Raw genomic sequence first — 13,135 nt, 5'->3', positions numbered from 1 at the left:
GTCCCGCGCCGATCCGCGGGACGTGTGGTCACCAGCGGCCGTGGCCGTGCCGGTGACCCCAGCCGCCGTGGCGATGACCACCGAAGCCGTGATGGCGCCAGCCCCCATGGTGCCCGCGACCCCAGCCGTAATGGTGGCCGTGGCCCCATCCATAATGGCGGCGCGGGCCGAACCCGTGGTGACCCCAGCCGCCGTGACGGTGGCCGTAGCCGTACTGGACGGTCACGATATCGCCCGAGGCCTGCTGGAGCCCGGCATCCCTGCCCATGGGGGCGGCCATGGCCGGGGCCGCCAGAGCGAGACTCCCACAGGCCAGGGCAGCCGCGAGATGCACGCGTGCGGTCTTGGTGAACATCGGCGTCCTCCTGTTCCACGCCGGGCGCTGGTGCGTCCGGCCCTGTCTCAGGTGTGGCCTTTTAAAGTTGACGCGAACGTGACTTGTTCGCTCAGGCCGTGTTCAGCTCAGGGTCGGCGATAGACCCAGACCCGGGCCGGCGGCAGGTTCAGCCAGACCCGGTTGGAGCGGTCGGCGGTGTAGCTGCCCGCCTCGCACCGCGCCGGGATCGGCGGCACCACCGCGTAGGTGAACTGCACGAACGGCGCGCCCGGCTGCATGAGGTCATGGGCCGTGTTGAGCAGGTCGAGACGCTGCTCCAGCGGCTTGGTGAACAGCGGCAGGCTGGAGATCGTCGCGGCGGCGGGCTGCGTCAGCGCGTCCTTGAGGCTCGCGCGCATGTTGTAGGCGTCCCCCTGGATCACCCGTACGCCCGGGAAGCGGTGGGTCAGGAGACGGCAAAAATCGGGGTTGAACTCGACGAGGATCAAGCGTTCCGGTGCGACGCCACGCCGGATCAGCGCCTCGGTCACCGGACCGGTGCCTGGGCCGAGTTCGACGACCGGACCATCCCGGCGCGGGTCGACGTAGGCGGCCATGGTCCGGGCGAGCATCTTGCCCGACGGCGTCACCGCGCCGGTGACGAGGGGGCGCTCAAACCAGGAGCGGAGGAAACGGGCCTCGTCCTCCAGGGGGTCGCGCCGCGGCCCGAGAATCGCGCTCCTGCCGACAGGAGCCTTCGCGTTGGGACGGCGGAGCGGCGGCAAGTCCTGGATTCCTTGATGCCGAATGAGAATGAAAGGCTAAGGGACGATGCTGTCATACAGTCAAGCCGGCGCGGCGCCTAGAGGACGCAAGACACGCCGGCCGCAGGCATAACGGGCTGCCGGGATTTCGGATCCGCCCTCACGGCCGGACCGCGCTCCCGAAGAAGTCGCGCACCTTCGAGAAGAAGCCCGCGGATTCGGGATGATTCTCCGGGGAGGCCGACTGATCGAACTCCTGGAGCAGCTCACGCTGGCGCTTGGTCAGATTCTGCGGGGTCTCGACGAAGACCTGAATGTAGAGGTCGCCGACCTCCCGCGAGCGGAGCACCGGCATGCCCTTGCCCTTGATGCGGAACTGCTTGGCGGTCTGGGTCCCGGCGGGGATGCGCACCTGCGTCTGCGAGCCGTCGATCACCGGCACGGTGATCTCGCCCGAGAGCGCGGCCGTCACCATCGAGATCGGCACCCGGCAGAACAGGTCGGCGCCGTCGCGCTGGAAGAATTCGTGCTGCTTGATCGACAGGAAGACGTAGAGGTCGCCGGCCGGGCCGCCGCGCAGCCCGCTCTCGCCCTCGCCGGCGAGACGGATCCGCAACCCGTCATCGACGCCCGCCGGCACGTTGATCGAGAGGGTGCGCTCGCGGTTGACCCGGCCTGCGCCCTGGCAGGCGGTGCAGGGATCGTCGACGATCTCGCCGCGCCCATGGCAGTTCGGGCAGGTCCGCTCGATGGCGAAGAAACCCTGCGCCGCCCGGACCCGGCCGTAGCCCGCGCAGGTCGGGCAGGTCCGGGGCTTCGAGCCCGGCTTGGCACCGGAGCCGTCGCAGGCCTCGCAGGACACCGAGGTGGGGATCTTGATGGTCTCGGCCTTGCCGGTGAAGGCCTCCTCCAGGGAGATCTCGAGATTGTAGCGGAGGTCGGCCCCCCGCTCGCGGCCCGGCGCACCGCCGCGCCCGCGCGCAGCGCCGCCGCCGCCACGGCCGTCACCGAAGAAGTTGTCGAAGATGTCCGACATGAAGTCGCCGAACTCGTTGCCGAATCCGGGTCCGCCAGCCCCACCCTGGCTGAAGGCGGCATGGCCGAACCGGTCGTAGGCGGCGCGCTTCTGTCCGTCGGAGAGGCACTGATAGGCCTCGTTGATTTCCTTGAACTTGATCTCGGCGTCCTTGTCGCCGGGATTGCGGTCGGGATGATAGGTCATCGCGAGTTTGCGGAAGGCGACCTTCATCTCGCTTTCCGTCGCGACCTTGGTGACCCCCAGGATCTCGTAATAGTCCCGCTTCGACATCCCACCCCGTCTCCGGACAATCCAACCGCGCCCTCATCGCGGCGCGCGGTGCGGCCGCCTCACAGGAGGCGTCCGGACGGCGCCGTGATCCCCGGACCCCATCACCGGAGCCCGCCGGAGCGGGCCGTCGGCGACGCGGTCGTGCGCAGGGCGTGCGGGCCTCTGTGCAGTTCGCAATCCGTGCGTTCTCGCCGCGCGCTCTAGCACGAGCCGGCGGCCCGAGGGTCCGACCCGGGCGATATCCCGCATCCTGCGGCACCCGCGCAACAGCGCGTGTCAAGCAAAGGCAGGGCCGGATCGCTCCGGCCCCGCACGGTCTGACGCGAACCGCGCCTCAGGCGCGCTTCTTCTGGTCCTTCTCGTCGACCTCCTGGAAGTCGGCGTCGATGACGTCGTCCTTCTTCTCGGAGGCCGCCGCCTCGGCACCGGCATCGGGGCCGGCCGCCTGGTTGGCCGCGTACATGGCCTCGCCGAGCTTCATCGAGGCCTGCATCAGGTCCGTGGTGCGAGCCTTGATGGCTTCGACGTCCTCGCCCTCGAGCGCGGTCTTGAGCGCGGCCATCGCGGTCTCGATCGCGCCCTTGTCGGCGGCCGGGACCTTGTCGCCGTACTCGGTCACCGACTTCTCGGTGGCGTGAATCAGGCTCTCGCCCTGGTTCTTCACCTCGACCAGCTCGCGCCGCTTCTTGTCGGCCTCGGCATTCGCCTCGGCGTCCTTCACCATCCGGTCGATGTCGGCGTCCGAGAGGCCGCCCGAGGCCTGGATGCGGATCTGGTGCTCCTTGTTGGTCGCCTTGTCCTTGGCCGTCACGTTGACGATGCCGTTGGCGTCGATGTCGAAGGTCACCTCGATCTGCGGCATGCCGCGGGGCGCCGGCGGGATGCCGACGAGGTCGAACTGGCCGAGCAGCTTGTTGTCGGCCGCCATCTCGCGCTCGCCCTGGAAGACCCGGATCGTGACGGCGTTCTGGTTGTCCTCGGCCGTCGAGAAGGTCTGGGACTTCTTGGTCGGGATCGTGGTGTTGCGGTCGATGAGCCGGGTGAACACGCCGCCCAGCGTCTCGATGCCCAGCGACAGCGGGGTCACGTCGAGGAGCAGGACGTCCTTGACGTCGCCCTGGAGCACGCCGGCCTGCACGGCGGCGCCGATGGCCACAACCTCATCCGGGTTGACACCCTTGTGGGGCTCTTTGCCGAAGAAGGCCTTCACCACCTCCTGGATCTTGGGCATGCGGATCATGCCGCCGACCAGCACCACCTCGTCGATCTCGGAGGCCGAGACGCCGGCATCCTTGAGCGCCTTGCGGCAGGGCTCGATCGTCCGCTGCACCAGATCGTCGACCAGCGACTCGTACTTCGCCCGGCTGAGCTTCAGCGCGAGGTGCTTCGGGCCGGTGTTGTCGGCGGTGATGTAGGGCAGGTTGATCTCGGTCTGGGTGGCCGAGGACAGCTCGATCTTGGCCTTCTCGGCGGCCTCCTTGAGGCGCTGAAGGGCGAGCTTGTCCTTGGTCAGGTCGATGCCCTGCTCCTTCTTGAACTCGGCCGTCAGGTACTCGACGATGCGGTTGTCGAAGTCCTCGCCGCCCAGGAAGGTGTCGCCGTTCGTGGACTTCACCTCGAACACGCCGTCGCCGATCTCCAGGATCGACACGTCGAAGGTGCCACCGCCGAGGTCGTAGACCGCGATCGTGCCGGCCTTCTTCTTGTCGAGGCCGTAGGCGAGCGCCGCCGCGGTCGGCTCGTTGATGATGCGCAGCACCTCGAGGCCCGCGATCTTGCCGGCGTCCTTGGTGGCCTGACGCTGGGCGTCGTTGAAGTAGGCCGGAACCGTGATGACCGCCTGCGTGACCGGCTGGCCGAGATGCGACTCGGCGGTCTCCTTCATCTTCTGCAGGGTGAAGGCGGAGATCTGCGAGGGGGAGTACTTCTTGCCGTCCGCCTCGACCCAGGCGTCGCCGTTATCGCCGCGGGCGATCTTGTAGGGCACGAGGCCCTTGTCCTTCTGGGTCATCGGATCGTCGTAGGTCCGGCCGATGAGCCGCTTGATGGCGAAGAACGTGCGCTCGGGGTTCGTGACCGCCTGGCGCTTGGCCGGCTGGCCGACGAGCCGCTCGCCGTCGTCCGTGAAGGCGACGATGGACGGCGTGGTGCGCGCGCCTTCCGAATTCTCGATGACCTTGGGCTGCGTGCCTTCCATCACGGCCACGCAGGAATTGGTCGTGCCCAGGTCGATGCCGATGACTTTACCCATGGCGGGATCCCTCTTTTCGTCGCGTTCAAGCAGACCGCCGAGCCCCGAAGCAGCTCGGCCCATGGCGGTATACGGAGGTGATGTGAGTATGGGACCCGGGCCGGATCAAGGGCCGTGAACGGCTGAAACCCAGCGCGCAATCCCGCGTCGAGGGCGATATAAGAAGCCGGTTCCAGGCTCGCAAGGCGAAGCCGGCGCGCCGGGGCTTCGCACGCCGGCGCGTGCCATCTCCTTGTCATTCCGGCAGGATCTCGCCGCACGGCCGCCATCGGCCGGGCGGCGTGGCTGCATTTTGTTGCTCTGCTGCCACGTCGGCGCCATCGACGGCGTGTTAACGTTTCGACAAGGGGTTGCACGTGGCCCCGCCACTTCGTGTTCCCCTCCGTAGAGTCCGATGCGCCCGACCCGCAGCCTCCTGCTCCCGATCCTGGTGGCCGCCCTCGCGGCGCCCGGGATGCTCGCCGCGCCCCCCGCGCAGGCCCAGAACTTCTTCGAGCGCCTGTTCGGCATCAAGCCGGAGCGGCCGCCGGCGCCGCCCCGCGGCCTGCCCGAAGCCCCCACGCCGGTTCCGGCGGCGCCGGGCGAGCCTGGACAGCCCGCCGCGCCCGAGGCCCCCCGGCCGGCCCCCGTGCCGGCCCGTCCGGTGGTGCTGAAGACGCCCTCCGAGGACAGCGTGATCGGCCAGGACCTGCAGCTCAACGGCCTGTCCGGGGCCCTGAAGCTCGAACGGTCCGGCACCGCGGTCACGGCGCGGATCAAGCTGCCGGGCACCAAGATCTCGCAGCCGGCGGAGTCCTGTGCGGTGCCGCTCGCCGGCGGCAATCCGGTGACGCTCACCGCCGAAGGCAAGCCCGAGGGCGTGCCGCGGTTCGAGGCCGCCGGGGCCGAGTGCCCGCTGCGCTTCGACGTGACCGAGGGCGGCGTGCTCGTCTCGAGCCTTGGGTCGAGCCCGGTCTGCTCCTTCTCGGCCGCCGACTGCGCCACGACGCCGGTGGGCTTGTGGGGACCGGCCGCCGCCACACTGATCCCGCGGGCCGGCGAGTTCGACACGGCCCGGGGCGTCGCCGACAAGGCCGTCCGGGACAATTACAAGCTGATGACCCAACGCGCCCGGCGCGAGGACGTGCGGCCGATCGTGAGCGAGCAGGCCGCCTTCTCGTCGGACCGGGAGCAGCTCTGCCGCACCTACGCCCGCGAGGGGACCCACGGGTTCTGCCACCTTCGGGTGACAGAGAACCGGGCTCTGGCCCTGGCCACCCGGCTCGGCGCCAACACGGCCGCGCCCACTGCCGCCGTGGCGCCCCGCCGGCCGCGGCCCAAGCCGGCTGTCGAGGGCCTGAATCCGGATGCGGTCGGCGGCGACGGGATGCCGGAATAGGCGGCCGCGCCGGTCGGCCCGGATGGCGCCGTAAACCGGCCGTCACTGTAAGCCTGGCCGGCGGGACCACGTTCCACGTGGCGTTGCCGGGTCGTTGCGCTCCGCTCGGACGGACGGCGCGTCCGAGCCTCCGGCCCGGGTCGCCGGATCAGGCTCGGCCGGCCGTCATCGACAGCATCGCAGGGTCGATGCCGTTGGCCCTGAGGGCAAGGTCGTACTTGGCATCGAGGTCGGCGTCGAAGATCAGCGCCGGGTCGGCCGGGCAATTGAGCCAGCCATTGGCCATGATCTCGCTCTCAAGCTGCCCCGCCTGCCAGCCGGCATAGCCCAGCGCCAGCACGGCGCTCGCCGGCCCCTCGCCGCTGGCGATGGCGCGGAGGATCTCCACGGTCGCGGTCAGGCAGATGCCGTCGTCGATGATCAGCGTCGATTGCTGGATGTGGAAATCGTCGCTATGGAGCACGAAGCCGCGCCGTCCTTCGACCGGGCCACCCATCAGGACCGGCATGTGGCCGACCCGCTCGCGCAGGCGAATCGCGTCGGCCTCGGGCGCCACGTCGAGCTGGACCAGCAGATCCGGCATGCTGATGTCGGTCGCCGCCTTGTTGACGATGATGCCCATCGCGCCGTCGGCGGAATGGGCGCAGACATAGATCACCGAGCGGGCGAAACGTTCGTCCGCCATGCCGGGCATGGCCACCAGGAACTGCCCGTCGAGGAAGTCCGGGCCCGACATCTCCGTCTGGCGCGGCGACGCGGCTTTCCCGGCCAGCGACGACGCTGCCGATGAGGGATCGGGCCTGCGGTGCGGAGGATGCGCCATCCCTACATGCTACGCCCCGTCCTCCGGTTGTCCAGCGGGCAAAAGGGACGCAGCAAGCCTCTTCCAAGATTGTGCGCGTCTCGATCCTTGCCTCACAAGACCAAGGTCGGTCCGCGTCGCCCTCGGGGGCAGCCTTCATCCCGCCGATCGGACCGGGAGGGTGGTTCACGCCGGAGCGTGCCGGATCCTCGACAGGCACCCCCTGCCACGCTAGGTCAGGCGCGCTGCTCACGCGTGCCATTCCAGCGCGCGCCAACGAGGGACCCGCGATGATCCAGGTCGGCGACCACCTGCCCCAGGCCACCTTCCGGGTGATCGGCCCCGAAGGCCCGATCGCGCGCACCACGGACGACGTGTTCAAGGGCCGGCGCGTGGTCCTGATCGGCGTGCCCGGCGCGTTCACCCCGAGCTGCCACCGCAATCACCTGCCGGGCTTCGTCACCCACAAGGACGCGATCCTCGGGCGCGGCATCGACGCCATTGCGGTGACGAGCGTCAACGACGTGTTCGTGCTCGACGCGTGGTCGAAGGCGAGCGGCGCCGAGGGGCTGGAATTCCTCGCCGACGGCAATGCCGATTTCGCCAAGGCCATCGGCCTGGAGATGGACGGCACGGGCTTCGGCCTCGGGATGCGCTCGAAGCGCTACTCGATGCTGGTCGAAGACGGCATCGTCCGGATCCTGAACGTCGAGGAGACGCCGTCGAAGGCGGAAGCCTCGGGAGCCGAGGCCCTGCTCAAGGTCCTCTGAGCGCATCGCGCACCGGATCGCCCTCTTAAGGCCACGTTCCATCGGCTTGTGTCGCCGGGCTTTGCCCGGAGACCGGCCCTGAGGACCGCATGGCCTTCCTGAACGACCTACCTATCGCCGAGCTGATCGCGAACTACGGCTACATCGCGATCTTCGTGATCATCACCCTCGAGAGCGCCGGGGTGCCGTGCCCGGGCGAGACGGTGCTGATCTCGGCCGCTGTCTATGCCGGCAGCACCGGCAACCTGAACATCGGCTTGGTCATCGCCGCGGCCGCGGGCGCGGCGATCCTCGGGGACAATGTCGGCTACTGGGCGGGGCGGCGCTGGGGCATGCCCCTGCTCCTGCGCTACGGCCACCTCATCGCCCTGGATCACGGGCGTCTCAAGCTCGGCCAGTACCTGTTTCGCCAGCACGGCGGCAAGATCGTGTTCTTCGGCCGCTTCACCGCGATGCTGCGCGCCTACGCGGCCCTGCTGGCCGGGGTGAACCGCCTGGACGCCCGGCGGTTCTTCGCCTTCAACGCCCTCGGCGGCATCGTCTGGGCCGGCAGCATGGGCATCGGGTCGTATTATTGCGGCCGCCAGATCGAACACATCGTCGGTCCGGTCGGCCTGACGCTGCTGGCTCTGGTGGTGTTCGGCGGCCTGGCCCTGTGGCTGTTCGTGCGCCGCCACGAGGCGCGCCTGCTCAATGAGGCGGAGATCGCCATCCCCGGCCCGCTCGCCTGACGCGTCACGCCTCCGCCAGGTCGATCGCGTCGAGGGCGTCGTGGTGCAGGAGGAGGACGCCGGTGGCCGTGGCGAGCCGGCGCGCCGCCGGCGTGAAGCCGGCATTCGAGACCACCGCGGCCCGATCCCCGGCCCAGTAGCGGAGCGCCGCGGCGGCCTCCTGCACGGCGGCGTTGCCGACGGGCTTGCTCAGCCGCTTGCACTGAACCACCAAGCGTAGGCCGTCCCGCACCGCGACGATGTCGGCGCCCTGGTCGCCGCTCGCCGGCGTCCGGTGCGCCCGCCATCCCGCCCGGGTCAGGCGGTCGGCACAGTAGCGCTCGTAAGCGAGCCCGTCCCCTGGTGCCTCGTCCTCCTCGGGCAGAGCCACAGCCGCCGCCTCGGCCTCCACGATCGCCAGCATCCGCGCGCGCTCCGAGAGGGCGAGGTCCGCGTAGCGCGAGGCGATCTGCGGCAGGATGGTCCGGTCCAGGAAATAGTCCCGCTCGCGCAGCCAGCCGTCCTCGATCCAGTTGCCGTAGGGGTCGCAGTAGCTCTCCTGGCGCCGCCGCAGCGCCAGCGTCTCGCCGTGCGCCCGGGCGATGCGCCGAACCCGGGCTCGGAAGCGGCGGCGGCGCCCAAGATGCCGGAGCAGGACAAGGATCAGGGCGAGTCCGGTCGCCGCCAGGGCCGGCGGGCCGTACCAGAGCCCGAAGGGAAGGCCGATCACGGCCGTCCAGAACAGGCGGGCGACGGGGCTGGGCTTGCCGGGCATCGGGTCTCGGGAGCGCTGACGGGCCTGTGACCCTCGCAAGCGCGGCTTGCCCGATACCTAACCCCGATCCGAAAGCTGTGGACGCGGACGCGCGCTCCTCAGACCTTCCGGCGCTGGTGGCCGAGGCCCATGCTCTTGGCGAGGCTGGACCGTGCGGCCGCGTAGTTCGGGGCCACCATCGGATAGTCTGGGGCGAGGCCCCATTTCTCCCGGTATTCCTCGGGCGTCATGTTGTAGTGCGTGCGCAGATGCCGCTTGAGCGACTTGAACTTCTTGCCGTCCTCCAGGCAGACGATGAAGTCGGGCTGGACCGAACGCCGGATCGGCACAGCCGGCCGCAGGTCCTCGGTCGGCGGGGCAGCCGGTTCGCCGAGACCGTGCAACGTCGCGTGAATGGCCGCGATGAGGCTGGGCAATTCCGGCGCGGGCACCGGATTGTTGCTCACGAAGGCCGACACGATGTCGACGGACAGCGCGAGATAGTCCGGTTGCCCTTCACCCGTGGCGTCCATCCCAAAACCTCCTCTCGATCCCGGCGAGCCACCGCCCGTCGGAGGGGCGGCCAGCCGGAATCTGTCTCTGCTCGACCCGATACAGGGTAGTTAATGAGCAGTTACTATGGTGATACGAATTTAATGGCAAGACCAATTTACACGCGCCCACAACTGACGTCTTAGGATGGATAAACGGTGCTGGATATTGGACAAATGGACGTTGCGGGCCGTGCCTCTGGTCGGTCGGCCGGTTTCCGAGTGCCGGTCGACGGTCGGGTGTTGCATGCGCGTCTGAGCGCGCCATCTGGCATCCGCGTCTGAGCGCGCCATCTGAGAGGACGGTGAGCGCGCGCTGCGCCGCGTTCGACCCGACATGAGCGAGGGGGACCAGATGCGTGCCGGCACGAACGGCCTGCGGGACCTCATCCCGTGACGGCGGTACCGTGAGCCGCCGGCCGTGAGCACCTACCGGTTCGACAAGCTGCTCGCGCCCCGCTCGATCGCCCTGGTCGGGGCGGTGGCGCGCCCCGGCTCCCTGGGGCGCAGCGTGCTGGACAGCCTGCGCGGCGCGGGCTTTCCCGGCACGATCATGCCGGTCCAGCCCGACCACGCGATCGTCGAGGGCCTGCCCTGCGTGCCGCAGGTCGCGGATCTGCCCGCCATTCCCGACCTCGTCCTGATCGCGGTGCCGCCCCCCAGCGTCCCCGAGGTCGTCGCGCAGGCCGCCGCGATCGGTGCGGGGGCCGCCGTGATCCTCACGGCCCGGCTCGGATCCGGGCCGGACGATCCCGGACCGGTCGCCCACCGGATCGCCCGCGCGCATGGCCTGCGCCTGCTCGGCCCCGACAGCGCCGGCCTCGCGGTTCCGGGCGCCCGGCTCAATGCCAGCCTGTTCGCCGCAGCGCCCGAGGCCGGCGACCTCGCCCTCGTCTCGCAATCCGGCACGGTCGCGGCTGCCATCGTCGCGTGGGGGGCGCGGCACGGGACGGGGTTCTCGGCGGTTCTGTCGCTCGGCAGCGTGCTCGACATCGGCGTGGCCGATTGCCTCGACCACTTCGCCGCGGATTTTCGCACCCGCGCGATCCTGCTCTGCCTCGACCGGGTCGCGGATGCCCGTCGCTTCATGTCGGCTGCCCGCGCGGCCGCCCGGGCCAAGCCCGTCGTGGTGCTGCGGGCCGGGCGGCACCGTTCGGATACGCGTGCCGCCGCCACCCATACCGGCGCCCTGGCCCGTCCGGACGCGGTCTACGCGGCGGCGTTCCGGCGGGCCGGCCTGCTGGCCGTGCCGGACCTCGACGCGATGTTCTCGGCTGTGGAGACCCTGGGGCGCCAGCGGCCGTTTCCGGGCCACCGGCTCGCGATCGTGTCGAACGGTCGCGGCATCGGCCTCCTCGCCGCGGACCGGCTGATCGAGCGGTCCGGCACCCTGGCGGTGCCCGCCGAAACGGAGGACCGCGCCGCCGGCAACCCCCTCGATCTGGGCATCGACGCGGCCGGGCCGGCCTTCGCGACCGCGCTCGCGCCGCTGCTGACCGACCGGTCGAGCGACGCCGTCCTGGCGATCCACGTGCCCACCATCCGTTCGGAGGCGGCTGCGGTGGCCGGTGCCATCGCCGAGACGGTCAAGGCCGCCCGCGCCGGCCAGACCCGCAAGAAGCCGGTCTTCGCGGTCTCGCTGGGGGATGCGGAAGCGGGGCGCGAGGCCTTCGCGCAGGCCGGGATTCCGCATTTCACCACCGACTCTGAGGCGATCGAGGGCTTCCTGCACCTCGTGCGCTACCGCGAGGCGCAGGACGACCTGATGCGGACGCCCGACTCGCTGCCGCGCGACTTCTCCCCCGACACGGCGCGCGCCCGCTCGATCATCGCCGGCGCCCTGCGGCAGGGGGCCGCCTGGCTCGACCCGCTGGCGGTGACCGGCCTCTTGGAGGCCTACGGGATCCCGACCGTTCCGATCACGCTGGCCCCCGACAAGGACGCGGCGGCCGCCGCCGCGTGGCCGATCATCGCGGCGGGCGGCACGGTGGCGCTCAAGGTCGTCTCGCCGGACGTGGTGCACAAATCCGACATCGGCGGCGTCCATCTCGACCTGACCAGCGAGGCCGATGTCCGCGCGGCCGCGGGCCGCATCCTGGCCCGTGCCCGCCGCGAGCGACCCGACGCCCGGGTGACCGGCTTCGCCGTGCAGCCGATGATCCGCCGCGGGCAGCGCCGCGAACTGATCGCGGGGCTCGCCGAGGATGCGGTGTTCGGCCCCGTGGTGGTCTTCGGCCGCGGCGGCACCGCCGTGGAGGTCATCGACGACCGGGCGCTGGGACTGCCGCCATTGGACCTGACTCTGGCGCGCGACCTCATCGCCCGCACCCGGGTCGCGCGGCGCCTCGAGGCCTACCGCGACGTGCCCGCCTCCGACCTCGGGGCGATCGCGCTGACGCTGGTGAAGCTGTCCCAGCTCGCCGCCGACCTGCCGCAGGTGCGCGAACTCGACATCAACCCGCTCCTGGCCGACGAGACCGGCGTGCTGGCGCTCGACGCGCGGGTCCGGATCGGGCGCGCCGAGCAGGGCAAGAGCGGACGCGGCCACCCGCGCTTTGCGATCCGGCCCTATCCGGCGGAATGGGTCCGGACGCTCAACCTCAAGAACCGGACGGTGCGGGTACGCCCGGTGCGCCCCGAGGACGAAGGCCTGTTCCTGACCTTCTTCAAGGGTCTCGACCCGGAGGACCTGCGGCTGCGGTTCTTCGGTCCGGTGCGCGAGTTCAGCCACGCCTTCCTGGCCCGTCTGACCCAGCTCGACTACGCCCGGGCCATCGCCTTCGTGGCCACCGAGATCGATCCGGCGGGGGGCGAGCGGATGCTCGGGGCCGTGCGGCTGCACGCCGACGCCAACCATGAGAGCGGCGAATACGCCATCGCGGTGGGCCGCGACGCCCGCGGGACCGGCCTCGCCTTCGCCCTGATGCGCCTGATGATCGACTGGGCGCGCTCCGAAGGGATCGGCCGGGTCGAGGGGACRGTGCTGGCCGAGAACCGGCCGATGCTGGCGGTCTGCCGGCGCCTCGGCTTCGCGCAGGGGCGCGACCCGGACGATCCCGGCCTCGTCAAGGTGCGCCTCGACCTCGCCGTGACCTAGAGCCGTTCCCGATCGTGCTGCACCGGTTTGGAAGGACGGCGACGCCGGTCGCGAGGGCCGCGCCCCCCTCCCGACTCGATCGGCAACGGCTCCAGCCGAGGATCGGGGAAGCCCACCCGTTCCGGCTGCGCCGGCTCACGCCCGTGGGGGAGGGCAGGCCGGCCCTCGACCGGCCGGTGGGGCGCCCCGGACGGAGCATTCCCAGGCGGCTCTGAGGGCTCGGACGCAGTGACTTCGCGGCCGCTGTCGTTTGGACCGAGGCGCTAGCGGACCGGCTCGACGGCTTCCAACGCCCGATGTTCGGCCGCGGGACTGACCGGACCGGGCTTCTTCGATGCGGGCTTGGCCGTCGCAACCGGCACGGCGGCGGGCTTCGCTTCGGCGGCGGCGTGGGGCCGGGGTGCGGCGGGGCCGGCGGCTGCCGGCTTCGCGG

The 13,135-nt window shown here is 70.7% G+C and carries 11 protein-coding genes; 4 read left to right on the top strand and 7 right to left on the bottom strand.

Annotated elements, in window-relative coordinates:
* Window positions 1–28 precede the first annotated feature (28 nt).
* From AC1DXK_RS13330 to dnaK, 4 genes are all read right to left on the bottom strand, one after another.
* Entirely contained in the window at window positions 29–355 is a 327-nt protein-coding gene (locus AC1DXK_RS13330) for a hypothetical protein (RefSeq protein WP_457108119.1), read from the bottom strand.
* A gap of 107 nt (window positions 356–462) precedes the next feature.
* Window positions 463–1,101: a class I SAM-dependent methyltransferase gene (locus tag AC1DXK_RS13325; RefSeq protein ID WP_457108118.1), complete on the bottom strand. Its 639-nt coding sequence runs from the start codon at window positions 1,099–1,101 to the stop codon at window positions 463–465.
* Window positions 1,102–1,240: 139 nt separating this feature from the next.
* Complete coding sequence (dnaJ, locus tag AC1DXK_RS13320; RefSeq protein WP_457108117.1) at window positions 1,241–2,389, bottom strand: molecular chaperone DnaJ; 1,149 nt, start codon at window positions 2,387–2,389, stop codon at window positions 1,241–1,243.
* 334 nt (window positions 2,390–2,723) lie between these two features.
* Window positions 2,724–4,640: a molecular chaperone DnaK gene (dnaK, locus tag AC1DXK_RS13315; RefSeq protein ID WP_457108116.1), complete on the bottom strand. Its 1,917-nt coding sequence runs from the start codon at window positions 4,638–4,640 to the stop codon at window positions 2,724–2,726.
* Window positions 4,641–5,034: 394 nt separating this feature from the next.
* Here dnaK and AC1DXK_RS13310 point away from each other — a divergent pair, with 394 nt between their 5' ends.
* On the top strand, window positions 5,035–6,018 hold the full coding sequence (locus tag AC1DXK_RS13310; RefSeq protein ID WP_457108115.1) for a hypothetical protein: 984 nt from the start codon (window positions 5,035–5,037) through the stop codon (window positions 6,016–6,018).
* 148 nt (window positions 6,019–6,166) lie between these two features.
* Here the strand turns inward: AC1DXK_RS13310 and AC1DXK_RS13305 are convergent, their stop codons facing one another.
* Complete coding sequence (locus tag AC1DXK_RS13305) at window positions 6,167–6,754, bottom strand: YqgE/AlgH family protein (protein ID WP_457108114.1); 588 nt, start codon at window positions 6,752–6,754, stop codon at window positions 6,167–6,169.
* Between the two features lie 356 nt (window positions 6,755–7,110).
* Here AC1DXK_RS13305 and AC1DXK_RS13300 point away from each other — a divergent pair, with 356 nt between their 5' ends.
* On the top strand, window positions 7,111–7,590 hold the full coding sequence (locus AC1DXK_RS13300; protein WP_457108113.1) for a peroxiredoxin: 480 nt from the start codon (window positions 7,111–7,113) through the stop codon (window positions 7,588–7,590).
* Window positions 7,591–7,679: 89 nt separating this feature from the next.
* Window positions 7,680–8,321: a DedA family protein gene (locus AC1DXK_RS13295; RefSeq protein WP_091777964.1), complete on the top strand. Its 642-nt coding sequence runs from the start codon at window positions 7,680–7,682 to the stop codon at window positions 8,319–8,321.
* A 4-nt stretch (window positions 8,322–8,325) separates the two neighbouring features.
* On the opposite strand, the gene AC1DXK_RS13290 is transcribed toward AC1DXK_RS13295, so the two are convergent.
* Both AC1DXK_RS13290 and AC1DXK_RS13285 read right to left on the bottom strand, forming a co-directional pair.
* Window positions 8,326–9,075, bottom strand: a complete 750-nt coding sequence (locus AC1DXK_RS13290) for a restriction endonuclease (protein ID WP_457108112.1) — start codon at window positions 9,073–9,075, stop codon at window positions 8,326–8,328.
* Between the two features lie 98 nt (window positions 9,076–9,173).
* Window positions 9,174–9,587: a Ros/MucR family transcriptional regulator gene (locus AC1DXK_RS13285; protein WP_457108111.1), complete on the bottom strand. Its 414-nt coding sequence runs from the start codon at window positions 9,585–9,587 to the stop codon at window positions 9,174–9,176.
* Between the two features lie 439 nt (window positions 9,588–10,026).
* Between AC1DXK_RS13285 and AC1DXK_RS13280 the strand changes: the two genes are divergently transcribed.
* Window positions 10,027–12,702 carry a bifunctional acetate--CoA ligase family protein/GNAT family N-acetyltransferase gene (locus tag AC1DXK_RS13280; RefSeq protein WP_457108110.1) on the top strand — a complete coding sequence of 892 codons (2,676 nt, stop codon included), beginning with the start codon at window positions 10,027–10,029 and terminating at the stop codon, window positions 12,700–12,702.
* Window positions 12,703–13,135 lie beyond the last annotated feature (433 nt).

This window comes from Methylobacterium sp. P3_A11 (genome assembly GCF_056403155.1).
This window is presented reverse-complemented; position numbering and strand designations above follow the sequence as displayed.